General features: G+C 69.3%; 22 protein-coding genes. 10 read left to right on the top strand and 12 right to left on the bottom strand.

Features of this window, described 5'->3' with window-relative positions; translation table 11 throughout:
* Positions 1 to 205: 205 nt before the first annotated feature.
* Entirely contained in the window at positions 206 to 985 is a 780-nt protein-coding gene (locus PUT80_RS27870) for a hypothetical protein (RefSeq protein WP_275294000.1), read from the bottom strand.
* Between the two features lie 154 nt (positions 986 to 1,139).
* On the opposite strand from PUT80_RS27870, the gene PUT80_RS27865 reads away from it, so the two are divergent.
* On the top strand, positions 1,140 to 2,084 hold the full coding sequence (locus PUT80_RS27865; protein WP_275293999.1) for a threonine/serine dehydratase: 945 nt from the start codon (positions 1,140 to 1,142) through the stop codon (positions 2,082 to 2,084).
* Between the two features lie 220 nt (positions 2,085 to 2,304).
* Here PUT80_RS27865 and PUT80_RS27860 read toward each other — a convergent pair whose 3' ends face one another.
* Entirely contained in the window at positions 2,305 to 2,994 is a 690-nt protein-coding gene (locus PUT80_RS27860; RefSeq protein WP_275293998.1) for an SDR family NAD(P)-dependent oxidoreductase, read from the bottom strand.
* An 87-nt stretch (positions 2,995 to 3,081) separates the two neighbouring features.
* Between PUT80_RS27860 and PUT80_RS27855 the strand changes: the two genes are divergently transcribed.
* Positions 3,082 to 3,510 (top strand): MarR family transcriptional regulator, encoded by a 429-nt coding sequence (locus tag PUT80_RS27855; RefSeq protein ID WP_275293997.1) that lies wholly within the window; start codon positions 3,082 to 3,084, stop codon positions 3,508 to 3,510.
* 23 nt (positions 3,511 to 3,533) lie between these two features.
* On the opposite strand, the gene PUT80_RS27850 is transcribed toward PUT80_RS27855, so the two are convergent.
* Together PUT80_RS27850 and PUT80_RS27845 are read right to left on the bottom strand one after the other, a co-directional pair.
* Positions 3,534 to 5,033: an MFS transporter gene (locus PUT80_RS27850; RefSeq protein WP_275293996.1), complete on the bottom strand. Its 1,500-nt coding sequence runs from the start codon at positions 5,031 to 5,033 to the stop codon at positions 3,534 to 3,536.
* Positions 5,034 to 5,037: 4 nt separating this feature from the next.
* Positions 5,038 to 5,787 (bottom strand): GntR family transcriptional regulator, encoded by a 750-nt coding sequence (locus PUT80_RS27845; RefSeq protein ID WP_009084055.1) that lies wholly within the window; start codon positions 5,785 to 5,787, stop codon positions 5,038 to 5,040.
* A 155-nt stretch (positions 5,788 to 5,942) separates the two neighbouring features.
* Between PUT80_RS27845 and PUT80_RS27840 the strand changes: the two genes are divergently transcribed.
* Together PUT80_RS27840 and PUT80_RS27835 are read left to right on the top strand one after the other, a co-directional pair.
* Positions 5,943 to 6,986, top strand: a complete 1,044-nt coding sequence (locus PUT80_RS27840; protein ID WP_037807968.1) for an SIS domain-containing protein — start codon at positions 5,943 to 5,945, stop codon at positions 6,984 to 6,986.
* Positions 6,983 to 7,945, top strand: coding sequence for a BadF/BadG/BcrA/BcrD ATPase family protein (locus tag PUT80_RS27835; protein ID WP_275293995.1), 963 nt, complete (start codon positions 6,983 to 6,985; stop codon positions 7,943 to 7,945). The genes PUT80_RS27840 and PUT80_RS27835 overlap by 4 nt, the downstream gene beginning before the upstream one ends.
* 90 nt (positions 7,946 to 8,035) lie before the next feature.
* On the opposite strand, the gene PUT80_RS27830 is transcribed toward PUT80_RS27835, so the two are convergent.
* Positions 8,036 to 8,719 carry a DUF3159 domain-containing protein gene (locus PUT80_RS27830; RefSeq protein ID WP_043827250.1) on the bottom strand — a complete coding sequence of 228 codons (684 nt, stop codon included), beginning with the start codon at positions 8,717 to 8,719 and terminating at the stop codon, positions 8,036 to 8,038.
* Between the two features lie 277 nt (positions 8,720 to 8,996).
* On the opposite strand from PUT80_RS27830, the gene PUT80_RS27825 reads away from it, so the two are divergent.
* The 6 genes from PUT80_RS27825 to PUT80_RS27800 all read left to right on the top strand — a co-directional run bounded on the left by PUT80_RS27825 (position 8,997) and on the right by PUT80_RS27800 (position 13,479).
* Positions 8,997 to 9,836, top strand: coding sequence for an SGNH/GDSL hydrolase family protein (locus tag PUT80_RS27825; RefSeq protein ID WP_043827249.1), 840 nt, complete (start codon positions 8,997 to 8,999; stop codon positions 9,834 to 9,836).
* 156 nt (positions 9,837 to 9,992) lie between these two features.
* The gene (locus PUT80_RS27820; protein WP_275294001.1) at positions 9,993 to 10,697 is read left to right on the top strand and encodes an OmpA family protein; all 705 of its coding nucleotides are present in this window, start codon (positions 9,993 to 9,995) and stop codon (positions 10,695 to 10,697) included.
* Between the two features lie 6 nt (positions 10,698 to 10,703).
* Positions 10,704 to 11,144, top strand: a complete 441-nt coding sequence (locus PUT80_RS27815; RefSeq protein WP_275293994.1) for a LapA family protein — start codon at positions 10,704 to 10,706, stop codon at positions 11,142 to 11,144.
* Between the two features lie 71 nt (positions 11,145 to 11,215).
* On the top strand, positions 11,216 to 11,692 hold the full coding sequence (locus PUT80_RS27810) for a hypothetical protein (protein WP_037807980.1): 477 nt from the start codon (positions 11,216 to 11,218) through the stop codon (positions 11,690 to 11,692).
* Complete coding sequence (locus PUT80_RS27805; protein WP_037809292.1) at positions 11,689 to 12,573, top strand: hypothetical protein; 885 nt, start codon at positions 11,689 to 11,691, stop codon at positions 12,571 to 12,573. The genes PUT80_RS27810 and PUT80_RS27805 overlap by 4 nt, the downstream gene beginning before the upstream one ends.
* Before the next feature lie 234 nt (positions 12,574 to 12,807).
* A complete protein-coding gene (locus PUT80_RS27800) occupies positions 12,808 to 13,479 on the top strand; it encodes a hypothetical protein (protein ID WP_037807985.1) in 672 nt (223 codons plus the stop codon).
* Between the two features lie 348 nt (positions 13,480 to 13,827).
* On the opposite strand, the gene PUT80_RS27795 is transcribed toward PUT80_RS27800, so the two are convergent.
* The 7 genes from PUT80_RS27795 to PUT80_RS27765 form a co-directional block, all read right to left on the bottom strand.
* A complete protein-coding gene (locus PUT80_RS27795) occupies positions 13,828 to 16,581 on the bottom strand; it encodes a BTAD domain-containing putative transcriptional regulator (protein ID WP_275293993.1) in 2,754 nt (917 codons plus the stop codon).
* 361 nt (positions 16,582 to 16,942) lie between these two features.
* Positions 16,943 to 17,845, bottom strand: coding sequence for an ectoine hydroxylase (thpD, locus tag PUT80_RS27790; RefSeq protein ID WP_134728417.1), 903 nt, complete (start codon positions 17,843 to 17,845; stop codon positions 16,943 to 16,945).
* A 63-nt stretch (positions 17,846 to 17,908) separates the two neighbouring features.
* Complete coding sequence (locus PUT80_RS27785; protein ID WP_037807993.1) at positions 17,909 to 18,301, bottom strand: ectoine synthase; 393 nt, start codon at positions 18,299 to 18,301, stop codon at positions 17,909 to 17,911.
* 30 nt (positions 18,302 to 18,331) lie between these two features.
* Positions 18,332 to 19,582, bottom strand: coding sequence for a diaminobutyrate--2-oxoglutarate transaminase (gene ectB / locus PUT80_RS27780; RefSeq protein ID WP_037808000.1), 1,251 nt, complete (start codon positions 19,580 to 19,582; stop codon positions 18,332 to 18,334).
* 41 nt (positions 19,583 to 19,623) lie between these two features.
* Positions 19,624 to 20,118: a diaminobutyrate acetyltransferase gene (gene ectA, locus PUT80_RS27775; RefSeq protein WP_043827237.1), complete on the bottom strand. Its 495-nt coding sequence runs from the start codon at positions 20,116 to 20,118 to the stop codon at positions 19,624 to 19,626.
* Between the two features lie 243 nt (positions 20,119 to 20,361).
* Positions 20,362 to 23,370, bottom strand: a complete 3,009-nt coding sequence (locus PUT80_RS27770; RefSeq protein ID WP_275293992.1) for a patatin-like protein — start codon at positions 23,368 to 23,370, stop codon at positions 20,362 to 20,364.
* A gap of 48 nt (positions 23,371 to 23,418) precedes the next feature.
* Positions 23,419 to 24,663, bottom strand: a complete 1,245-nt coding sequence (locus PUT80_RS27765; protein ID WP_037808009.1) for a hypothetical protein — start codon at positions 24,661 to 24,663, stop codon at positions 23,419 to 23,421.
* Between the last annotated feature and the right edge of the window lie 4 nt (positions 24,664 to 24,667).

Here is a 24,667-nt window from a genome sequence, read left to right as displayed (position 1 = left end):
CCCCTCTACCGCAGCCAATCCACCCAACGAGCGAGGCACCCACACCTCCCCCGCACCCCGATACGAAGCTCCCCTGCGGTTCGGGGGTGCTTGTCAAGGCATCTTTCCCGCCTTGACAAGCACCCCCGAACCGTCAGCACAATCAACCTTCGGGGTGCCCCACGCAACCAAGACGGGCCAATGTCGCCGCCAGGCGACGAGCCACTCACTCCCCACCATTAGACGGAACCACAGGCGCAGTAGCCGTCTGACTACCGCTAGGCGCCTGCGAACTACTAGACGGCTTAGACGAAGAAGTCGGCGCCTGACTCTCCCGCGTAGCCTGCGAAGACGGCGGCGCACTAGCCGTAGTAGTAGGCGTAGACGTCGAACCGTTGGACCGAGACTCCCCAGTCGGCGGCACCTGCGGCTGAGTACTGGGCGTGTTGTCCGGATGATCATCCCGCGGCTGACTGGTCTCCGGCTGCCGAGGAATCAACCCAGTCGACACATTCCCCTTAGTCGTCCAATCAATCCCCACCAGCACAACCAACGCCACGACAAACGCGACCACACTGGACGCGATGATCAACGGCCACCGCATCTTCCGCAGCTTCTCGCCCAGGCCTTCGGCCGCATCCGGCTGAGTGGGACGCAACCGAACCGTAGGCATGTTCGCCACGTCAGCGTCGACATGCACCGTCGCCGCGTCGCCGGAACCGGACTCCCGCACCGCCTCCACCGGCACCAGCGCACCCCTGCTGCGCCGGGCAGCCGTCTCCATCGCCTTCCGCGCGGCATCGCGAGTGCGCTGCAAAGACCGCAGGTACAACTCGCCGCCGACGGTGCTGACCACACTGGCCACCCCGGCGCCGATGACTGTTCCCGCGACCCCCAGCGTCGAACCCAGCAACGCGGCGGTGACCGCCGCGAGCGCCGCGGCGAGCACCGAGGTCATGCGGAGTTTCTTCTTGTCCTCCGCGGTTTCCTTCTGCTCCTCGCTCATGATTCCGATCTGATCGTTTCCCAGCCCTGTTCCCTGCTTCTTCAACGGTTAAGTCGTCCGAGGTGCTCCCTTCGTTGCCCCGGCGTGAGGGACGCCACGTTGACTGTCCACAATGGATGGACTAAAGCTCACACTTTCCTGACATACTCGCCTCATGCACCTCGTGACGATCTCCGACATCGAAACCGCGGCCGGACGGCTGAAGGGCACCGCGGTGCACACCCCGCTGCTGCGCCAGCTCTGGGTTCCCGGCGAATTCTGGGTGAAACCCGAGAGCCTGCAACCGATCGGCGCGTTCAAGATCCGCGGCGCGTACAACGCGATCGCCGCGCTCACCGACGCCGAACGGGAACGCGGCGTGGTCGCGTATTCGAGCGGCAACCACGCGCAAGCGGTCGCCTACGCCGCGCGCGAATTCGGGATCACCGCGGTGATCGTGGTGCCGGACGTCACTCCGCGGCTGAAGGTCGAAGCGACCCGCCGCTGGGGCGCGGAAGTCCGCGAAGTGCCGATCGCGGAACGGGAATCGGCGGCGCTCGCCCTCGCCGAGGAACGCGGCCTCACGCTGATCCCGCCGTTCGACCACCCGGACATCATCGCCGGGCAGGGCACCGTCGGGCTGGAGATCGCGCAGGACCTCCCGGACGTCGAGACCGTGCTGGTCCCGGTCAGCGGCGGCGGCTTCGCCTCCGGGGTCGGCGTGGCGATCAAGGCGAAGTGCCCGAACGCGAAGGTCTACGGCGTCGAACCGGAACTGGCCGCCGACACCGCCGCCAGCCTCGCCGCGGGCGAGATCGTGGAGTGGCCGATCACGGACCGCGCCCGCACCATCGCGGACGGCCTGCGCGCGCAACCGTCCGAGCTCACGTTCGCGCACCTGCGGCACGTCCTGGACGGCGTGATCACGGTGACCGAGGACGAAATCCGCGACACCGTCCGCGCGCTCGCCCAGCAGGGCCGCCTGGTGACGGAACCCAGCGGCGCGACCGCTCCGGCCGCCTACCTGCACCATGCCGACGAACTCCCCGGCGGACGCACCGTCGCGGTCGTTTCCGGCGGCAACATCGATCCGGCGATGCTGGCCGAACTGCTCGCCTAGCCGAGCGCCCCAATGCCGCATTGGGTGCATCTGACGCACCCAATGCGGCGCTCGGTGCATCTAGCGCACCCAAAGTGGCATTCGGTGCGTCTAGCGCACCCAAAGTGGCGCTCGGTGCATCTAACGCACCCAAAGTGGCATTCGGTGCATCTAGCGCACCCAATGCGGCATTCGGTGCATCTAGCGCACCCAAAGTGGCATTGGGGATGTTCAAGGCCGGTCACCAGTTGACGGTCTGCCCCTGCCGGTCCAGGTAGTGCAGCCCGCCCTTGCCCGCCCAAGCTTCGATCGTGTCGGCGACTCCGGGGATGCTCTCGTCGACGGTCAGCCGCGCGCTCGGACCGCCCAGGTCCGTCTTCACCCAGCCCGGCGCCATCAGCAACAGGGTGCGCGGGTCGTCGGCGTGCCGTGCGGCGAAGCTGCGCATGAGCTGGTTCAGCGCGGATTTGCTCGCCCGGTAGACCTCGAAGCCGCCGTTCGTGTTGCCGGAGACGCTGCCCTGGCCCGACGACATCACGCCGATGGTGCCCGTCGCGGGAACCAGGTCTTGCAGGGTTTCGACGACGCGCATCGGGCTCAGCGCGTTGGTCACCATGACTCGGGTGAAGTCCTCGGTGGACACGTCGGCGAAGGTCGCCGAGGGGTCGGTCGTGTAGTTGGTCCCCGCGTTGACGAACAGCAGGTCGAACCGCCCCAACCGGGCACGCAGCGCGGCGACCTGCTCGGGCGCCGTGATGTCGACGGTCTCCACCGTCAACCTGCCCTCGGCCGATTTGGCCAGCTCGTGCAGTGCGGACGGCGTGCGTTCGGTCGCGGTGACCTGCCAGCCGCGGCGGAGGAACTCGGCGGCCAGCGCGTAGCCGAGCCCCCGCGACGCCCCGATGATCAACGCGCTTTTGCCTGTGGTCATGACTTCCCCTTAGCTATCAATTGATAGCTAACCTACGTCGCCGGGGAGATACCTGTCAAACGATAGGTATTGGGCTACGCTAGCCGGGTGAAAGACGAACAGCTCTTCGAGTTGGCCGACCTGATCCTCGCGGTGGCCCGGCACATCAACGCCGCCAAGGAAGCCAACGCCGAGTCGGGGACGCCGCTGGAAGGAGCGGTGATGCGGTTCGTCGACCGGCACCCCGGAACGACGGTCAACGCCGCGGCCGAGGCGACCCAGATGATCTCCAGCAACGTCAGCCGAGCCGTCCGGGGCCTGGAGAACAAGGGGCTGCTGCGCCGCGAAGCCGATCCCGACGACGCCCGCCGAGTGCGGCTCTACCCCACCGACAAGGCAGCGGAAAACCTGCAACGGCTGCGCGACACGTGGTCCGGCCTGCTGGAGGGAACGAAACCGGCCGAGGCCAGCGCCTTGATCACTGCCTTGCAGGGCATCGAGACCCGGCTAGTCGCCCGATCCCGCAGCACCACGTAGGCCAGCCAGCAACCCCGCGAAAATCAGCGATGCCCGCCCGGATGGACGTGCGTGGGCGGCCCTTCCACCCCGCAATGCAGACAATCCCCGGGATGCGGCGAATCGTCCGGTTCGGCAGCGCCGAGCACCCCGTTGTGAATTCCTAACGCGATCAGCCCGCCGACGATCGCCAGCACCGCACAGATCACCAGCGCCGTCTGCCATCCGGCGGTCAGCGCGGTGGGATCGCGGTAAGCCGAACCGGTCAGACCCGCCGCGGCGGGCAGGACTGCCACCGCCAGAAGTCCACCCGATCGGGCGATCGCGTTGTTGACCCCGGACGCGACCCCGGCGTACCGGTCCGGGGCGGCGGCCAGCACCGTCGCGGTCACCGGGGCGACCACAGTGGCCAGGCCCAGCCCGAACACCACCACCGCGGGCAGCACGGACCCGAGGTACGACGACCCCGGTCCGACCCGCGTCAGCAGCAACATCCCGACGCCGACGACGATCGGCCCGACCACCAGCTGCAGCCGCGGTCCGATCCGCTGCGCGAGCGCCCCTGAGCGGCCGGAGAGCAACAGCATGATCACCGTGATCGGCAATCCGGCCAGCCCGGCCAGCGTCGGCGAATAACCCAGCGACACCTGAAGCTGCAGCACCAGCAGCATCATCACGCCGCCGAGCGCCGCGTAAACCACGAACGTCAGCGCGTTCGACAGCGTGAACGTCCGGTCGCGGAACAACGAAGGCGGCACCAGCGGTTCGGCAGCCCGGTGCTGGAGCCACAGAAACATCCCGAGCCCGGCGACACCGACCACCAGCGCGACCAGCACGACCGGATCGCCGATCCCGCGCACCGGTGCCTCGACCAGCGCACCGGTCACCCCGGCCAGCCCGAGCGCGCCGATCGCAGCGGCGACATAATCCGGATGTCCGGTCGCCGCGGTATCGCGCGACTCGGGCACGAACCGCCGCGCCATCAGCACGACAATCACCGCGAGCGGCAGGTTGATCAGGAACGCCATTCGCCACGACCACGCCTGCACCAGCAGTCCGCCGAGCAGCGGGCCGACCGCCGCGGCGATTCCGCCGAGCCCGGACCACGAGCCGATCGCCCGCGCGCGGTCTTCGTGCGAGAACGACGACTGCAGGATCGCCAGCGAACCCGGCGTCAGCAACGCCCCGCCGATTCCCTGCAGCACCCGGAACAGCACGAGCAGCTCGGTCGACGTCGCCGCCGCGCACAGCCCGGACGCGAGCCCGAACCACACGACCCCGATCAGGTACACCCGCCGCCTGCCGTAGCGGTCGCCGAGCGACCCGGCGACCAGGATCAGCGCGGCCAGCGCCAGCAGGTAGCCGTCGAGAATCCACTGCAGACCGGCGACGGACGCGCCCAGCTCCTCGCCGATCCGGGGCAGCGCGACGTTCACGATCGTGCCGTCGAGCATCGCCATCCCCGACCCGAGGATGGTCGTCCAGAGCACGCCGCGAGCCGCGGGCGTGCCCCAGCGGATGCCGGTGTCCCCCGCGACACTCACGCGATCAGGGCAGCAGCGTGGTGACGAACTTGTACCGGTCGCCGCGATAGACCGCGCGGGCGAACTCGACCGGCTTGCCGTCGGTGGCGAACGAATGCCGGGTCAGCATCATCACCGGCATGCCGACGTCCGCGCCGAGGATCTCCGCTTCCTGCGGCCCGGCCAGCGACGTCTCGATCGTCTCCTCCGCGCGCTCCAGCTCGACGCCGTAATGCTCGCGCAGCACCGCGTACAGCGAACCGCCCGCGGTGATGTGCTTGCGCAGCCCGCGGAACCGGCCGAGCGGCAGGTGCGTGGTCTCGAGCGCCATCGGCTGGCCGTCGGCGAGCCGGAGCCGGCGCAGCCGCAGGATCTTCGCGCCGTTGCGCAACTGCAGCAGCTTCGTCATCTCGCCCTCGACCGGAAGCTCTTCGAGTTCCAGTAACTGGGACGACGGCTTCAGGCCCTGCTTGCGCATGTCCTCGGTATAAGAGGACAGCTGCAGACGCTGCGCGAGCTTCGGCTCGGCGGCGAAGGTGCCCTTGCCCTGGACGCGGTGCAGTCTGCCCTCGGCGGTGAGATCCGCCAGCGCCTGGCGCACGGTGGTGCGCGAAACGGTGAATTCTCCCGCCAGCGCCCGCTCGGTCGGGATCGGCGATCCCGGCGGCAGTGCGTCGAGCAGGTCCAGCAGATGCTGCTTCAGCGCCCAGTACTTGGGTTCGCGCTGCCCTCGCGCAGCAGTCCCCGCCTCGCTCGCGGGGGGTGTCTCCAGCATGCCCGGCTCCCTCAGTCTTCCCACATTAAACGCGCCACTGCCCCGTGAGGAAACGTACCCTTCTCCCGACCCGCTCCGCCCGGCTAGCATTGGTCTAGACCTGACCGGACGCCGCTCAGCACACCGGGACACCCGTCCCGGCGGAGAGGAAAGTGATGACCCAACTACGTCCCGGCGAGCACATGGCCGCGGAAATCTCGGAGCAGCCCAGCATTCTGGCCGGGCTGGTCGAGCGGCGGTCCGGCATCGCAGCAGTCGCGGAAAAGATTTCACAGAACCCGCCGCGGTTCGCCCTGCTCGCCGCTCGCGGTTCGAGCGACCACGGCGCGCTGTACGCGAAATACCTGATCGAGGTACTCCTCGGCCTCCCGGCCGGGCTCGTGTCCCCGTCCACCGCGACGCTCTACGGCGCCCGTCCGGACCTGCGCGACGTGCTCTTCATCACCGTCAGCCAGAGCGGCGGGTCGCCCGACCTGATCGAGGTCACCGAGGCCGCCCGCAGGCAGGGCGCGCTGACCGTGTCGGTCACCAACACCCCGGACTCGCCGCTGCGCGCGGCTTCGGAACTGGGCGTGGACATCGGCGCCGGCGTCGAGAAGGCGGTCGCGGCGACCAAGACGTACTCGGCGACGCTGATGGCGCTGTACCTCTTCATCGACGCGATCCGCGGCGGCAAGGGCGAGGACGCGGAGAAGATCGGCGAACTGGCCCAGCAGACGCTGGACGGCGCCGCCGAAGGCGTGCAGCGCGCGGTGGACCGTTATCGCTTTGTCGACCGCGTGCTCACCACTGGCCGCGGTTACTCCTACGCCAGCGCGCTCGAAGCGTCGCTGAAGCTCGCCGAGACGAGCTACCTCGCGGCCCGCGCGTACAGCGGCGCGGACCTGCTGCACGGTCCGGTCGCGGCGGTCGACGGCGAGACCGCCGTGCTCGCCGCCACCAGCCTCGGCCGCGGCGGCGAGGCCATGCGCGAGGTCCTCGAAGCGGTCGGCGAGCGCGGCGCGGACGTGCTCGCGGTCGGCTCGGCGGCGAACGACGTGCCCGCCGCGGTGCGCATCCCGGTCGCCCCGACCGTCGAGGAATTGGCTCCAGTGCTGGAAATCCTGCCGATCCAGCGGATCGCGCTCGGGCTTTCGCTCGCGCGCGGCGGCAACCCGGACAACCCGCGCGGTCTGCTGAAGGTGACCAAGACCCGGTGAGCCTCGTAGTAGGCGTGGACGCCGGCGGCACGTCGACGCGAGCGATCGCGATCGACGCCGCCGGCGTCGTGCACGGCACCGGAGCCGCGGCGGGCGCGAACCCGAACTCGCATCCGCCCGCGGAGGCGGCGGCCCGGATCGCCGGGGCCATCGAGTCCGCAGTGGACGGACGGACCGACGTGCTCGGCGTCGTGGTCGGCATGGCGGGCGAGAGCAAGCTGTCCGACCCGGCGGTCGCCGCGGAGTTCACCGCGGCGTGGGAGCGGATCGGCCTCGCCGGCCGGGTCCGGGTGACCGGCGACGCCGAGGTGGCCTACGCGTCCGCGACGGCCGAGCCGGACGGCACCGTGCTCGTCGCGGGCACCGGCTCGATCGCCGGGCGCATCCGCGGCCGCCGGATGATCGCCACCGCGGGCGGGCACGGCTGGCTGCTCGGCGACGAGGGCTCGGGCTTCTGGCTCGGCCGCGAAGCCGTGCGCGCCACGCTCGCCGCGCTCGAGGGCGACGGCCCGCTCGGCGGATTGCCCGAGGCGGTCCTCGCCGAAGCGTTCGGACCGTCCGCAGTGGACCTGTCCGATCGCTTCAAGGTCATGTGGGCGCTGGTGACCCATGCCAACGCGGAACCTCCGGTCCGGCTGGCCCGGTACGCGCCGCTGGTGAGTGCCGCCGCTGCCGCCGGAGAGCCCGTCGCGGAGGAGATCGTCGCGCGGGGCGCCCGGCATCTCGTGCGCGTCGCTCGCGCCACGCGCGAGCCGGGAGAAAAAACTCCGATCGTGCTCGTGGGCAGCGTGCTGGCCGAAAACGGCCCGGTCGGGGCTCGCGTGCGGGCCGAATTCGCCGATCTTAACGTTCTGACCAGCTCCGATGGGGTGCTCGGCGCGGCCTGGCTCGCGGCGGTGCACGCGTGGGGCGAGGACACCCCGCGACCATCCCGACGGGTGAATGCCACCAAAACTTGAGCGGAAGAGTCGAAACCGTCGACTCAACCCCTCCGGTCCGGGTACCGTAGGAACCGGCCCCCGGACCCTCCCCCCTCGCCGGGGGCCGCCTTAACTTCCGGGTCCGGTTTCGGACTCGCCCGCACCCGGGTCTTTCGCCAGGCGAAGGCCCGGGTGTTCTGCTGGAAGGCTCCGGTAAAGGACCCAGCCGCTCACCGCGACGGTCGCGGCCACCAGCGGCCAGGAGAGCACGGTGCGCGCCACTCCGAGCGCCACCACCTGCCCGGTCCACCACAACAGCCCGTAAACGACCACTCGCAGCAAGTACTGCAGCACCCACACGGCGCTCGCCCACGAGTACGCGCGCAGCAGAGCCGGGTCGCGCCGCCAGCGCGTCTTCTGCCCGAGGAGCAGTCCCACGATCACGCCGAGCAGCGGCCAGCGGACCGCGATGCTCGCCGCGAACAGCAGCGCGCTCGCCGCGTTCGAGAACAGTTGCAGCAGGAAGAAGTCCTCGGCGCGGCCGGTGTGCATCGCGATCAGCGCGGCGATCACCACCGCGGCGAGGCTCACCACCACCGCGCGCGCCTTGTCGCCGCGGATCAGCCGGTACGCGCCGAGCAGCACGGCGACGCCGATCGCGACGCCCGCTCCCCAGGCGATCGACTGGCCGGAAACGAGCCAGCCGACGACGAACGCGGCGGGCGGGATGCTGGCGTCGATCGCGCCGCGCCGCCCGCCGAGGATCTGCGTGAGCGACTCCCGCGCCGGCCCTTTCGCAGTCTCGTCTGTCACACCTTCCAGCCTGCCGCAACTCCCGGCGGAGCCCCAGGTCGGGAGACCTACCCCACATGGCGCCCGGTACGGGGCGGAACGTGAGGTTCGTCCCGGTGAAATTGCCGTAATAGGGAGGCGCGAACCCCCGACAAGGTAAGAGACTGTGACGTCCGGTGAGAACCGGTCGTGTCCGGCGGGAAGGATATGGGGATATCCGACTGTTAGTTGGGGTGTACAACTAGATCCGGGACTTCACGGGGAACAGGCACGCACCAGCGGGAAAGGGGAACCCAGCGTGTACGGGATCAACAGCTACGTAGCCATCGGGGACAGCTTCACCGAGGGCCTCAACGACCATCGGGGCGACGGGACGTTCCGGGGCTGGGCCGACCGGCTCGCGGAGATGCTGGCCGGCGACGAGCCCGGCTTCCAGTACGCGAACCTGTCGCTGCGCGGCAAGATGCTCGACGAGATCATGGACGAGCAGCTCCCGATCGCCCTTGAGCTGAAGCCCGATCTGGTCACGCTGTGCGCGGGCGGCAACGACGTCATCGTGCCGGGGGCGGACGTCGACGCCATCGCGGAGCGCTTCGAAGCGGGGGTGGCGAAGCTGCGCGCGGCCGGGATCCCGGTGGTGATCTTCAACGGGCCGGACACCAAGACGCTGTCGGTGATGAGCGTGCTGCGCGGCAAGGTCGCGATCTACAACACGCATCTGTGGGCGATCGCGGCCCGGCACGGCGCGAAGATGGTCGACCTCTGGACGATGGAGCCGCTGCACGACCGGCGCGCCTGGAGCGACGACCGGCTGCACTTCACGCCGGACGCGCACCGCCGGATCGCGCTGCTCACCGCCGAGGTGCTCGGCGTCCCGGTCACCGAGGACTGGCGCGAGCCGTACCCGGCGAGCACCGAACCGGCCACCTGGATCACGTCGCGCCGGTCCGATCTCGCGTGGACCAAGGTGCACCTGCTGCCGTGGATCCGCCGTCAGCTGCGCGGCGAGTCCATGGGCGACGGGCTGTCGCCGAAGCGCCCGGAACTGGCTCCGCTCGTCCCGCTCGTGCCGGACAACCCGGCGAGCATCGACCTCGACCTGCGGGGCGACGTGCGGGGCAACGCGACCGCCTCCTGAACGCCGTCCCCCGACAGTGCCCGCGCCGGTCACCACCGGTGCGGGCACTGTCGCGAGAGCCACCCGAACGGCGGCCTTTACCAGGTCGCCAAGCCGACCGGCCCGGCATAGGGTCCTGTTATGTCCGGTGCACGAGGGTGGCTTCGCTTGATCCCCGTGGCAGTGGTGGTCACGGCCCTGCTCGCGGGCCTCGTGACTTGGCTGCAGGGCAGCGGAATCCAGGACGACCTCGCCGCGCGATCACGCTCCGCGCTCGACGCGGCGGGCCTGCGCGGCGGCGAGGTGAAATTCTCCGGACGGCAGGCGACCCTCGAAGGATTCCCGGCCGAAGAAGCCGGCCGCGCGCTGGGCATCGTGCAGGGAGTCGACGGGGTCGAATCCGCGCAAGCCTCCGGCGGGGCCGGGCCGGTGCAGTCCGCGCCGTCGCCCGAACCGTCGACGACGCCGCCGTCCAGCCCGCCGAGTTCTTCCGCCCCGCCGTCCGCGCCGCCGACCGACCGCGACGGGATCCAGGCCGAAGTGGACCGCAAGCTCGCGGCCGCGCCGATCACCTTCGAACCGGACACCGCGAAGCTCACCGACGAAGGCGAGCAGGCCGCGCGCGATCTCGCGCCGCTGCTGCGCGACGCACCGGACAACTTCCGCTACCGCCTCGTCGGCCGGGTCGCCGACGGTCCGGGCGGGCGCAGCGCGGCGCTGAAGCTCTCCCGCAACCGGGCGCTGACCGTGATCCGGTTGCTGATCCGCGAGGACGTGCCGCCCGACCGCTTGCTCGCGGTGGCCAGCGCGAGCGGCTCGGACAGTTCGGACAACGGGGGCGACAGCGACCGGCGGGTCGAGATCACAGTGGAACAGAGGTGATGGCGGATGCTCTGGCTCTTCGGGCAGATCTGGCTGTGGCTGCTCGTCTCGTTCCTGCTCGGGGCGGCGGTCATGTGGCTGTTCACGCGGGCCGCCCGGCCGAAGGCCGAACCCGAGGCTGAGCCGTACCGGCCCGCGGCGGCTCCGGCGGAGGAAGCGGCCGAGGAGACCCGGCACATCCCGCCGGCGAACCCGTACGAGGACTACGAGGAACCGGCGTACCCGCATTACGAGGACCAGCCGGAGCGCGTCTACAACGACTATCCGGAAGTCGACCCGGACGATCCGTACCACGGGCAGCACCCGGCGCACGGCCCGGCCGGGCATCCGCTGCCCGATCCCGAGCCGCGGCTGTCGGGCGAACTGAGCTGGCCCGAGGACGACCAGCGGAGCCCGCACTGGCCGGCCGACGAACCCGCGCCCCGCCGACCTGGACGCAGTGGCTGACACCCACCTGGTAGATTCGGCTACGCACGGTAAGCGGGCGCCGAGGGCCCCGGACGACGTCAGGAGGTCCGATGGCGCTTCCGCACTGGACGCCACAGAACCTGCTGCCCCCCGGCCGCCATCACGCCGACCTCGCCGACGTCTACGAGCGCCTGGTCTACGACGCGCCGCACCAGAACGAGCGCGAGATCCTTTTCAGCGCGCTCAACAGCTACCTCGGGGTCGCCCAGCGGGTGATCACGTCCGGGCGGGCCTGGCTCGGCGGCGCGTTCGTCACCCGCACGGCGCATCCGCCGCGCGGGCTCGACGTGGTGCTGCTGCCGGACGAGTGGGGCGCGTTGAAGCGGCTTGACGACAGCGGCCGCACCGCGCTGTACGGCCTGCTGACCCTGCGCGGCATCATCGTCGGCCAGCCCGCGATGTACCTCGACCAGATCCAGCCGGTGGGCGGCATGCTCGACGGTTTCCTGTGCCGTCCCGGCGACGAGGACGTGTGGGAAGCGGTGTGGGCCGACGGCGGCAGAGGCATTCCGGAGATGGTGTGGTGAGGAACGAGTTCCGGCGGATCGCCGACGAGATCCCCGGCGGCACGTGGCTGGACGACCTCGCGCGCGCCTCGGCGATGGCGGCGAACGCGAAGTTCGAGCGGACCTGCCGCGCGCCGCTGCTGCACGTGTCGGTGATCGGCGAAACGCACATCGACGCGTACACCTTTTCCGACATCAGCCGCGCGCTCCAGGACGCGACGGCGAAGATCGGGCACATCATCCGCAATCCGTCGAACGAGGTCACCTTCGTCCAGCAGGCGGACCGGGACAAGGCCCCGCTGATCCAAAAAGGACAGGCGGGCAACGCGATCTTCTTCGGTTTCCCCGAACCGGCGGTCGACGACGCGCTGATCCACGACGGCATCGAAACGCTGTCCGAGCGCGCGGTGAAGGAACTCTGCGATTTCCTGCCCGCCAACGGTTCCGACGACGGCGCGCTCGACGCGGTGCTGCTGCAGCGCGACACGGTGCGCAACGCGGTCAGCGACGTCGTCAACGCGGTCAGCAAGCACGCGGGCATCGGGATGGCGCTCACGCCCACCGCGGGCGAGCAGGTGACCCGGAGCATGACCACCGAACAGGCGCGGGTGCTGCAGGGCAGCCTGCGCGAGTCCCGCGAGGCGGTCGGCTACGAGACGGTGACCGGACGCCTCGACGGCGTGCGCACCCGGCGGCGGATTTTCTACCTGGAGCGGGAATCGGGCGGAACCATTCAGGGCGCGGTCGCCCCGGATCTGCTCGACCAGATCAAAGAAAACCTCGATCGGCCGGTGACCGCGCGGTTGCGCGTAGTGCGCACGACGACCATCGACGGACGGCGCGGCAGGCCGGTGCACGAACTTCTCGAGATCACTCCGGAAGTCAATCTTTTCGATCAGTGAATGGCGCGCGGTGCCGCGTCGCCAGGTCAGGACCGCCGGGTAAGCGCATGGTCGCTCTGCGGAATCACGCTGCCTTTTTCGGGCAGCGAATGGTGCCGCTTCGCGCAATCCGGCGGGAAATGACCCCGTCCGCCCGGACGCGGTAAATGGATGACATTGTCAGTCGATAACGATTATTCCAACCACGCGGGCATCTGCGTTAGCGTCTTCGCCATCCCAGCGGAAGAGGCACGCATGACGACCGAGCAGCCGTATCCGGCCGCACCCGCGCGACACAGCAGGACCACTGCTCGTCCTGGTCCGCACCGTCCGCCCCAGCAGGAGCCGTCCCGGAGACAGGCCAACTGGCCCGGCGGGCTCGCGGTCACCCTCGGACTGGCCGCGGCGGGCGTCGCCTTCCTCCCGGATTGGGGCTTCCTCGCCTGGCCGCTCGCCGGCATCGGCCTCGCCGGCGGAATTGCGGGAATCGTCCTTTCCTCCAAAGGAAAAATGCGCGGATTGGGCGTCGCGCTCACCGGAACCACGCTTTCCGCACTGGCCGCCCTGCTGTGCGGCGCGATGCTGCTCTACCCGTCGATGTTCGGCACCGCCCGCGCGGGCGATCTGCACATCCCGCCGCAGCCGGGCGAGAAGCATTCGGTCGACTTCGTGGTGAGCTCGGCGAACGGCGCGACGGTCCGCTACGGCACGCTGAACGACCAGCGCACCGCGACCACCCCGCCGAGCACCGACGACTGGCACGGGCACGCCTCCTACGACGGCGGCAGGCCGGTGCTTTCGCTGACCGCGGACACCGCCAACGCGGGCGTGACGAACCAGATCAGCTGCCAGATCATCGTCGACGGCAAGAAGGTCGCCGAAAGCAGCGGCAGTTCGATCGCGCTCTGCACCTCGAACGTCGAATAGGGCCTGGCGGCCGGCCGGCCTACCCCCATCTCGGCCGGCCAACCGCCACCGAACCGCTCCTGGCGGCTCTTCCAGGTCCGCGCGGTACTGCCGCGGTCCCGTCGCCGGCTTCACAGCCTGCCCCTCCCCTAGGGCTCCGCCAGCGTCGCGGCCGACCCTACGCGCGCTGACCGCCTGATGGCTAAGAATCCGCTAAGCGGACGCGATTATTACCACGGTGACCTGGGAAAACACAGCTGAACATTGTACAAGAGCCGAGCGCGGACGACTGCCCGCTCACTGCGCGCCGACTGCGTCTTCGGCCGAGCGGCGAATTCTCGGGTTGACCTGGCCGAGGGGCGGCGGCTGCTACGAACCCGCCAGGTCAGCCGCTTCCTTCCGCAAGTCCTCGACCTGCCGCGGGTTCATCCGCTCGTACAGCGCCACCGCCAGCCGGTACTGCTCGCGCGCCGGCTCCAGCCGTTGCTGGCCGCGCAGGATCCGCGCCAGGGTCACCCGCAGGATGCCCTCCTGCAGCTCGAACTGCCGCGAGACCGCCAGCGACACGGCTTCCCGCGCGTAGCGTTCGGCGGCTTCCAGCTCGCCGATGCCCAGATGCAGTTCCGCGAGGTTGTTCAGCGACACCACGGCATAGCTGTCGTCCCCGAGTTCGCGGTCTATCTCCAGCGAGGCCAGCTGATGCGTGATCGCCTCGGCCGGGCGTCCCGCGCGCTTCTCCGTCTCCGCGCAGTTGTTGAGCGCCTGGCCGCGCAGTTCGAGATCCCCGGTGCGTTCGGTCTCCGCGACCGCCTCCAGCAGCCGTTCGATCGCCTCCGAATAGCGGCCGAGCAGGGTCAGCACGCTGCCGAGGTGGATCTTGGCGACGATGAGCGAGCGGCCGTCGAGCCGGGTGGCCAGCCCGACCGCGCGTTCGGCGTCGGCGATGCTGCCCTGCGACAGCTCGAAGGTGAGCGCGATGGCGCAGCGGGAGATCAGCATCCAGCACTGCCCGAGCGGTTCGTTCGCGGCTTCGGCGGCGGCGAGGCCGAGGTCGACCAGCCGGATCCATTCCTCGTACAGCGGGCAGACGACCCGGTAGGTGTGCGCGACGCGGGCGAGCCGCCAGACGTCGGCGTAGCGGCCGTCGGCGTGTGCGGCGTCGAGCACGGCGAGCAGGTTCGGCCATTCCGCGGCGAACCAGTCTTGGGCCTGGGCGAAGGTTTCCAGCGGCGGCAGCGCGTCCGGCGGCACGAGGCCGGTGAGGTCGAGCGGGTCGACTATGCGCAGCATCTTCCGCCGCGCGGTGTCCGAGGCGGCCTGGTGGTAGCGGATCGCCCGGTCGAGCACCGCCGCGCGTTCCGCCGGGTCCAGTTCGGTTTCCGCCAGCTCGCGCAGGTACAGCCGGACCAGGTCGTGCGGGGCGAAGGCGTCGCGCGAGGTCTCGGCGACCAGGTTGTGCGCGGCCAGCGTGCGGAGTTCGCGGCGGGCCTGCTCGACCGGGATCTCCGCGATCGCCGCCGTCAGGTGCGGACCGGTGTGCCGCGCGGGCACCGCGCCCAGGCGGAGCAGCGTCCGGGCCAGCCCGTCCGGAAGGCCGCGGAACGAGACGTCGAAGGCGGCCCGGACGCCGTCTTCGGCTCCGGTGACGTCGAGTCCGGCCAGCCGGGTGCGTTCGTTTCCCAGCTCCCCGACCAGATCCTTGAGTGTCCACTGTGGACTCGCGGCGAGCTTGGCCCCGGCGATCCGCAGCGCGAGCGGCAGGTAGCCGCACAGCCGGGCCAGCGCGTGGTTGAGGTCGAAGTCCGCCGGCCCGGCCAATTCCTCGATCACCCTCACCGCGGCTTCCGGCGCGAGCGTGCCGAGCACCCGCAGCTTCGCCGCGTGGGACACCGCCAGCGCCTCCAGCCGCGACCGGCTGGTCACCACCGTCATCGACCGTGCGCCCGGAGGGAGCAACGGACGCACCTGTTCGGCGGAACGCGCGTCGTCGAGCAGCACGAGCATCCGTCGTCCGGCGATGAGCGAGCGGTACAGCGCCACGCGTTCGTGCACCTGCTCCGGCACCTCGTCCGCTGGCACGCCCAGCCCGAGCAGGAACTGCGACAGCAGATCGCCCGGTTCCAGCGGCGGCTGATGCGGATCGAACCCTTGCAGCGCCGCGTACAGCACCCCGTCCGGGAACAGCCGGGCCGCGCGGTGCGCCCACCAGATGACCAGCGCGCTTTTGCCAACCCCGGCGGTGCCGGACACGATCACCGTGCTGTCGCCGCGTCCGGCGAGCCCGTCGAGCCATTCCAGCTCCGCCTCGCGCCCGGCCAGCGTCGGCAGCGCGGGCGGCAGCTGAGACGGCGCGACGGCCTGCTCCGGAACCGCGCTCTCGTGCGCGGCGAGATCGTCGTTGAGCACCCGCTCGTGCAGCGAGCGCAGATCCGCGCCGGGTTCGACGCCGAGCGAACCGAGCGTCGCCCGCGAGACGGTGTGGTACAGCTCGAGCGCTTCCCCGCGCCGCCCGGCGTGGTAGAGCGCGCGCATCAACTGCCCGGCGACGCGCTCGGCGAGCGGGTCGGCGCGGACGATCGGGCTCAGCTCCACGATCAGCTCGTCGTAGCGGCCGAGGTCGAGATCCGCGTTGACCCGGGCGTAGCGGATCGCGCGCCGCAACTCGTCCAATTCGGGCGCCCGTACTGAATCGGGCACACCGGACAGCGTCGGCCCCTGCCACAGCGCGAGCGCCTCGGCGAGCAGCTTCGAGGCGCTCTCCGGCGATTCCAGCGCGGCCTGGTCCAGCAGCGCCCGCGCCCGGTGCGCGTCGATCCGGTCCGGTGCGAGGGAAAGCTGGTAGCCCGGCGGACGGGTGCTGATCTCGGCCACCGGATCGGCCATCTCGCGCAGCAGCCGGCGCAGCTGCGACACGTTGCCGTGCACGATGGTGCGGGCGGTGGCAGGCGGATCGTGGCCCCACAGCGCGTCGATGATCTCCTCGAGCGGCACCACCTTGCCCACGCGCAGCGCGAGCAGCGCCAGCAGCCCCCGCACCCCGGGGCCGCCGACGGGAACCGCACGGCTGCCGTCGAGCAGCCGCACCGGGCCGAGCAGTTCGACCCGCGCGCCGGCATCGGCCATGCTCGCGCGCACCTCCCAGGCTCACCCCCAGCCAGACAGGTCAACTTACCGTCAGCGGCGGCCCGCAGACACCGCTCTTTCGTGAATTTCGACCCTGAACAGACGAGTCCGGCCCCGCACCATCAGTCCCGATCTGATGGTGCGGGGCCGGACTCAATGATCGTCGGCCGGGCCGCCAGGGGGCGCGGTCCACCCGTGCATCTCGGCCGTCCGCCGGCGGTTCGGGGGGCTCACCCCGAGCAAGAACCCGGACCGCTGCGGACAACCACGCCTCCGCAGACGAGCTGCGAGGTGCCGACAACGTAACAGGGCGCACATTCTTCGTTACGAGCGACCCGCCGGTTGGCGAAGGTAACGCTGGTCACCGCGTGATCGGCGTCGAGTTGCGGCCGGCGATGAACGACGGCCGCGGCGCGCTCGCGGCGAACGGCTCCTGCAACGCGTTGTCCACGCTGTTGAACACCAGGAAGATGTTCGAGCGCGGATACGGCGTGATGTTGTTCGACGATCCGTGCATGATGTTCGAGTCGAACCACAGCGCCGAACCGGCCGAACCGGTGAACTGGTCGATGCCGCAGTCGGCCGCCAGCTTGGTGATGTCGTCCGGCGACGGCACGCCCACCCGCTGGTCCTTGAGCGAGCTCTTGTAGTTGGCGTCCGGGGTCTCGCCCACGCACTGCACGAACGTGCGCTGCGAACCCGGCATGACCATGAGCCCGCCGTTGTACGGGTAGTTGTCGGTGAGCGCGATCGAGCAGCTCACCGCACGCGGCGACGGCATGCCGTCCTCCGCGTGCCAGGTCTCGAAATCGGAATGCCAGTAGAAGCCGGTGCCCTTGAAGCCCGGCATGTAGTTGATCCGGCTCTGGTGGATGTAGACCTCGGAGCCGAGGATCTGCCGCGCCCGGTCGAGCACCCGGGGATCGCGCACCAGCTCGGCGATCAGGCCGGAGATCTCGTGCACGTCGAAGATCGACCGGACCTCGCCGGTCCGCGCCTCGGTGATCACGCGCTCGTCGTCGTGCAGCTTCTCGTCCGACGACAGCCGGACGACCTCTTGCCAGTACGTCTGGACCTCACCGGGCGAGAGCAGTCCGTCCACGACCGTGTAGCCCTTGGCGTCGTGATTAGCCAGGGTCGCGGCGTCGATCGGGCCGTCAGCCTCGGTACCCCACACCGTGGGGTGCACGCGCGGAAGATGCTCCGGCGTACCGGTGATCCGGGTCGGGTAACCGTCTTCGACCCGGGTGTCCATGATCGTCACAGTGGCTCGCCTCCAGTTCTTCTGGCGTTTCTTCTTTCTCGGGGTGGTGGGAGTGGCTCAGTCTCAGGAGTCTTCGGTGACGAGCGGGTAGACCCCGTTCTCGTCGTGCACCTCGCGGCCGGTGACCGGCGGGTTGAACACGCACACGCACTTGATCTCGGTCTTCGGGCGGACCTGGTGCTTGTCGTGGTCGTTCAGCAGGTACAGCGTGCCCGGCTTGAGCTGGTGCACCTCGCCGGTGGCGAGGTCTTCGATCTCGCCCTCGCCGGAGGTGATGAACACGGCCTCGATGTGGTTGGCGTACCAGAAGTCGTTCACCGTGCCCGCGTACAGCGTCGTCTCGTGCACCGAGAAGCCGACGCCCTCCTTCGCGAGGATGATGCGCTTGCTGCGCCAGTTCGGGGTCTTGATGTCAGCGTCGGTGTCGGTGATCTCGTCGAGCGTGCGGACCAGCAAGTGAAAGGCTCCTTCTTGTTCTTCGGGTGGTTACTTGAGGACGGCGGCGACGGACTCGGTGATGATCGCGAGGCCTTCGCTCAGCTCCTCGTCGGTGAGGGTAAGCGGCGGCAGCAGTTTCATCACTTCGCCGTCCGGACCGGAAGTCTCCATCAGCAGGCCGCGTTCGAAGGCCGCCTTGCAGACCGCGCCCGCGAGCTCGCCGTTCGCGAATTCGAGACCGCGCGCCAGACCGCGGCCCTTCGCGACGAGGTTCGCCTCCGGGTAGCTCTCCACCAGGTCCTTGAAGGTGCTCGCGATGCGCTCGCCCTTGGCCTTGGTCGACTTCTCCAGCTCGTCGTCGCTCCAGTAGACGCGCAGCGCCTCGGTCGCGGTGACGAACGCCGGGCTGATGCCGCGGAAGGTGCCGTTGTGCTCGCCCGGCTCCCAGACGTCCAGCTCCGGCTTGATCAGCGTGAGCGCCATCGGGAGGCCGTAGCCGCCGATCGACTTCGACAGGCACACGATGTCCGGCGAGATGCCGGCGTCCTCGAAGCTGAAGAAGGGGCCGGTGCGGCCGCAGCCCATCTGCACGTCGTCGAGGATCAGCAGGATGTTGTGCCGCTTGCACAGGTCGTCGAGGCCCTTGAGCCATTCCAGGCGCGCGGCGTTGATGCCGCCCTCGCCCTGCACGCCCTCCACGATCACCGCGGCGGGCTCGTTCAGGCCGCTGCCGGAGTCTTCGAGCAGCTTCTCGAAGTACATGAAGTCCGGCATCGCGCCGTCGAAGTACTTGTCGTACGGCATCGGCGTGGCGTGCACCAGCGGGATGCCCGCGGCGCCGCGCTTCATCGAGTTGCCGGTGACCGACAGCGCGCCGAGCGTCATGCCGTGGAACGCGTTGGTGAAGTTGATGACCGATTCCTTGCCGGTCACCTTGCGCGCGAGCTTCAGCGCGGCCTCCACGGCGTTCGCGCCGCCGGGGCCGGGGAAGACGACCTTGTAGTCCAGCTCGCGCGGCGCGAGGATCTTCTCCCGGAAGGTCTCCAGGAAGTCCCGCTTCGCGACGGTGTACATGTCGAGCGCGTGCGTGACGCCATCGCGCTGGATGTAGTCGATCAGCGCCTTCTTGAGATGCGGGTTGTTGTGCCCGTAGTTCAGCGCGCCGGCGCCGGCGAAGAAGTCGAGGTAGGCCTTGCCGTCCTCGCTGTAGAGCCTGCTGCCCTGCGCCCGGTCGAAGACGACCGGCCAGCCCCGGCTGTAACTGCGGACTTCTGATTCGAGCTCTTCGAAGATGCTCATAACGATTTCTTTCGCTCCTACTCGGCGAAATTGACGGGTTATTAGCGGCGCAACGGCCCGATGCGGTAAAGATCCTCGGGTTCGTGTGCCTCCCCCTGCGGAAAATCAGCGACTTCGAACAGCCGGCGGTGTTCCAGATCCGCGTTCCAGCGCTTCGCGAACGACTCGAACAGGCGGATCGACGCCGCGTTGTCCGGGGTGATCGTGGTTTCCAGGTACCGCACGCCCTCGCCGACCAGCCGCGTGTACAGGCTGTCCAGCAACTGCCCGGCCAGGCCTTTTCCGCGCTGCGAGGCGTCGACGGCGACCTGCCACACGAGTGCGACGTCCGGCGCGGACGGCCTTCGGTAAGCGATCACGAATCCGACTGGCTCACCGTCGACGCGGGCGACGACCGAGGTCTCCGCGAAATCCTTGCACCACAACAGGTACGCATACGGCGAGTTGAGATCAAGCTTCTGCGAATCGCGTGCGATTCGCCAGAGAGCGGCACCATCGGCCTTGGTCGGGGATTCGATCAAGTGCTTTCCGGACATACTTTGGAAACGTAACAGAGAATTTTCGCGCCGCCAGCGATCCATGCCACGTCCACCGCCCTCACCAGGGACGACAGGGATACCCCGGTGAGGAGGACCACAAACATGTTTAGCAGGGGGAAGTTCTGGGCATGCGTGCGCCTGGGCCGCACACCATCGGTATGCGACCTGTGACCCCAGACCATGGGCCTTCCGCGGCGCTACCGCAACTCCAGCGCCGAAAAATCGTGGTCTACCTGGGGGTCAGCGTGGACTGTCCGGACGCGACCGCCGCCGCTTCTTCCGCCCGAGCCCGGACAGCGGCGTCCAGACCGCCGGGAGCAGGAGCAGCGCGACCACGACGAGCCACCACAGCGGAGCCTGCCCGCGCCGCCAACCGTCCACAACGGTGCCGAGCCAGCCGAACAACGGCTGCGCGATGGGCGGCAGGAAAGCCGCGAACAGCAACGCGGCTATCACCAGCACGCCTAGCACGGTGAGCACCATTCGCCACGTACGCCTCAAGGTCAGCAGGCTCACCACGAGGAACACGAGTGCGCCGCCCGCCACCGGAAGGCCGAGCCATTGCAGGACGGATCCGCCCTCGCCGCTGAGCACGAACCCGGCGACCGCGGTGATGGCGGCGGCCAGCAGGTTCCACGGCCGGCCCAGCCGCGTCGCGCCTTGCGTGACCCACCACGAACTGCGGCTGCTGAGCTGCGCGAATTTCGCCAGCGGCTGGAGCGTTTTCGGAACCCGGGTGGCGGTGGAAGCGGCATTGAGCCCGGCCGCTCCGGCTTTGACAATCGTTTTGGTGAGCAGGGTACTGCCGAGTTCGCCTTCGAAACGTTCAGCGGAAACCTGACAGGCTTGGAAAGCGCGTTGCGCCGCGTCCTGCTGGCCGGAGTTTTCCGGCTGGGCAGCCGTTTCCCGTTCGAGCGGCCGGGCGGCCATCAGCTTCCGGAAACTCTCCGAAGCCTTTCCGTTGCCCTCCTTCGCATCCGCCTCGGCCTGGCTCGCGAGCACCGGCAGTTCCTCCCGCGCGATCGCCAGCTGCCGCGACTTCGCCAGCACCATCGAGGTCACCGGAAGACTGGTCGGCACCTCCTTGCCGAAGTCGACCGGGGACAGATTCGCGTCCAGGCCGAGGAAAGCCAGTTCGTCGCCCAGTTGCGCGAGCAGGCCGGGCAGGTCCGAGGGCATCCCGTTGTCCGCGGGCGAGGGCGGCTCCCAGCCGATCTCGCGGAACGTCGTCCTTACCTGCTCCCGGAATTCCTCCGGGCCGACGATGTCGCGCAGCACCCGCAGGCGTTGCGGGTCGAGCAGGCACTGCATCAGCCAGCCCGCGCCGTCGATCCGGCCCCACATCCAGTCGTTCGCGCGCCAGGACGCCTTGTAGAACGCGCCGAAGTTGTTCGCCTGGGTGCCGGTCAGCTTGTCCCGGCCGCGGGGGCGCGCGAGGTCCAGCAGGGTCCGGCTGTCCGCGCTCAGCTGCACCAGGTCGACCCGCTGGTCCACCGCCGGCGCTTCGGCAAGCAGCCCGCGCGTCGCCATGTGCAGCAGCAAAAACCGGGCCAGCACGAACCCGTCCGCGACGTCCGCGTTGTCCAAGCCGAACCAGTCCAGCAGCGCCGTCACCGTGTCGGCGGCATCCGCGGACCACTGGTTTTCCTTGCCCGACAACGCTTGCAGCACCGGAGCGGCCGACCGGAGCGCGCCGGTCACCTCCGGCCATGCCTCGCGGACCGCGTCCGACGCCCCGAGATCCGCCCATTCGGCGGCGAGCTGACCGATCCAGTCCGGCATCGAGGTGCCGGACGGCGGCGGCTCGTGCCGGGCCACCCACGCGGACAGCCGCACGTCGCGAGCCGCGCTTCGGCGGGCGGCGTGCATTTTCGCGCGGGCCTCGTTGAGCTGGGTCGCCTGGTCGAGGTCCGGGCCCATCCGGAAGCCCGCGTTGATCAGCTGGATGCCGGTGGCGACCGCGTCTTCCAGCGTCGAGGTGCGGTAGCGGACCATCTCGCCGACCGTGACCGATTCGCCGGGCAGCGTGCCGGGAATCCCGCGGCGCAGTCCGTCGGCGGCGATGTCCTGCAGCAGCGCCGAATTCCCGGCTGCCCACCCACTGCCCTCATCGGACAGTTCGTAGCGGCGGGTGACCGCGCGGACCAGGTCGGCCGCGTCGAGCGCGACCCGGCGGTCGAGATACGCCCGGTGCACCCGGTCGTCCACCAGCTGCCCGCCGCGCAGGCCGAGCGACGCGAGCGCGACCCGGGTGTCCCTGGCGCGCGTGACGGCGGAGTTGTGCCTGCTCAATTCCTCCAGCTCGACGCTGATGGTCTGGCTCATGATCGTGGAAGCGACCTTCGCCAGCGCGGTGCCGAGCATCGGCGGCTCAGCCGGGTCGCAGGTCATCGGCTTGGCTTCGCCGTCGACCGTCGGGACGACGTACAGCAGCAGCCGCCGCACATCCGTCGACGACGAGCGTTCGAAGATCTCCCGCAACGCGGGCCGCAGCGGTTTGTTCACCAGCACGCCGCCGTCGGCGAGCCAATGCGAACGCACCAGCTCGGTGTAGTCGGTCATGTCCGGATGCAGCCGGTCCGCCGCCTCGGGACCGATCGGCATGCGCGACAGCTCGAACGCGCCGGGGAAGGACGCGCTCGACCGGGCGGCGAGCGCGAGCGGGCCGTGCACCTGGTTGTTCCACAATGGACCGTCGAAGCGGAACAGCATGCGATGTTCGGTGTCCCGCACCCGGTTTCCGAGCGCGTCGTCGTACTGCGTGGTCTCGCCGTCGAGCATGGTTCCGGTGAGCAGCACGGTCACGTCCGGCGGCTCGGTGGGCACGACGCCGGATCCGGTGATGTCGTGCATCGCCTGGACGAGGCCGCCGAGCAGCACCTTGTCGCCGTTCAGCACCGAACGCGGCCGCGTCTCGCCGGGGTCGCGGATCAGATTCTCCAGCGACCCGGCCGAGAACCAGGTGTCGCGCAAGATCGCGGGCGTCGACCGGTACGCCTCGGCCAATCCGAGACACGCGGCGTTGATGCCGCCCGCACTTGTCCCGGTGAGCACGTCCAGGCGCACCGAAGCGTGCAAAAGGTCGAGCAGTTTCCGATAGCCGTTACCTTCGTCCGGCGTGCGCGAAGCGTGCAGCAACGCCGACGTCTCGGTAGCGACTCCCCCCATCCACACTGCCAGGCTGGATCCCCCCACCATGGCCATCGCGATCCGGATTTCCTGCGGCCACGGCACCGCCGTCTCACCCATGAGGGTCAGTCTCCCGGCCCGGCCCGCTCCTCCACAAGGGGGGCGGATTCAGGAGGCGAGGTGCTCCAGCACCAGAACCTGCGCCTCGCCGACCGCGAACCCGAGCACCGCGCCGGTCGCGATGAGAATCCATTCGTCCTGCTGGAAAGCCGGGCGCAGCAGCTGCTCGAACTCCTCCGGCGACAATTCCTTCATCTTGCCGACCAGGACGTTCCGGATGTCCATCGCGTCGGTGGCGTAATCCTCGATGTAGCGCATGGTGTCCGGCAGCCGGGTCATGATCTGCTCGGAGATGGCGAGCTTCATGTCCTGGTAGCGGCGGCTGCCGATGGCGAAGACCAGCAACGGTTTCGCGACATTCGCCGCCCGGCCCAGCTCGCGGTCGAGCTGCCGCTGGATGAGCGCGAGCACGCGGTCGGAAAGCGGGCCCTGCAGCACCGCCTCGATGACGTTGTGCGGCGTGATGATCTCTTTCGCGATCAACTCGCCGTACGCCTCGGCGACCTCCGCGCGCCGCTTGAGGAACAGGCCCTGCCAGGTGACGCCGAAGTATTTCTTGGGCTCCAGCGGGTAGAAAATCATCCGCAGCGCGAGCCAGTCGGTGAACCAGCCGGTGAAGAGACCGAACAACGGCATGATCGGCGGGAATTTGAACAGCACCCACGCGACCATCTGGATCACGCCGATCAGGCCGCCGAACACCAGGCCGGAGCGCGCGATGAACTTGAACTCCTCCGCGCCCGCTTCCTGGAAGATCCGGTTGAGCAGCCGTTTGTCCTTGACGAGGCTGGTGACCACCATGCCCTTGAGGTCGAACACACTGTCCACATCGGACTGGATGAGTTCGAGCACGGCCTTGACCATGTGCGGCGATTCGGCCTGCACGCGCTGGATCACCAGCCGCTGCACGCCGACCGGCAGCGATTCCCACAGACCCGGCTGGTAGTGCCCGGCCACCTCGCGCACGATGTCCTCGACCGCCGCGAGCAGCGGTTTCTCGATTTCCTTCGCGATCCGGTCGGCGTCGAGCCGGGCGACGACCTCGGCCGGTTTGATCAGCTGCTCGGTCATCGTGTCGCAGGCGATGCTCGCCATCCGCGCGGCCCGTTTGGGCACGATGCCCTGCCAGCCGAGGAACGGCTTGACGCCGATGAACTCGACCGGCTGGAACATCATCCGGATCGCGACCAGCTTCGTGCCGTACCCGATCAGCGCGGCGACGATCGGGATGGAGACATACAGCGGCCAGTGCCGGACGAAATCGTCGAGGAGCCTCGAGACGAACTCGCCCATCGGG

Origin of the sequence: Amycolatopsis sp. La24 (assembly GCF_029087445.1) — a bacterium.
Lineage (GTDB): Bacteria > Actinomycetota > Actinomycetes > Mycobacteriales > Pseudonocardiaceae > Amycolatopsis > Amycolatopsis nivea.
Note: the sequence above shows the minus strand (reverse complement) of the source record. Positions and strands in the feature narration are given on the sequence as shown.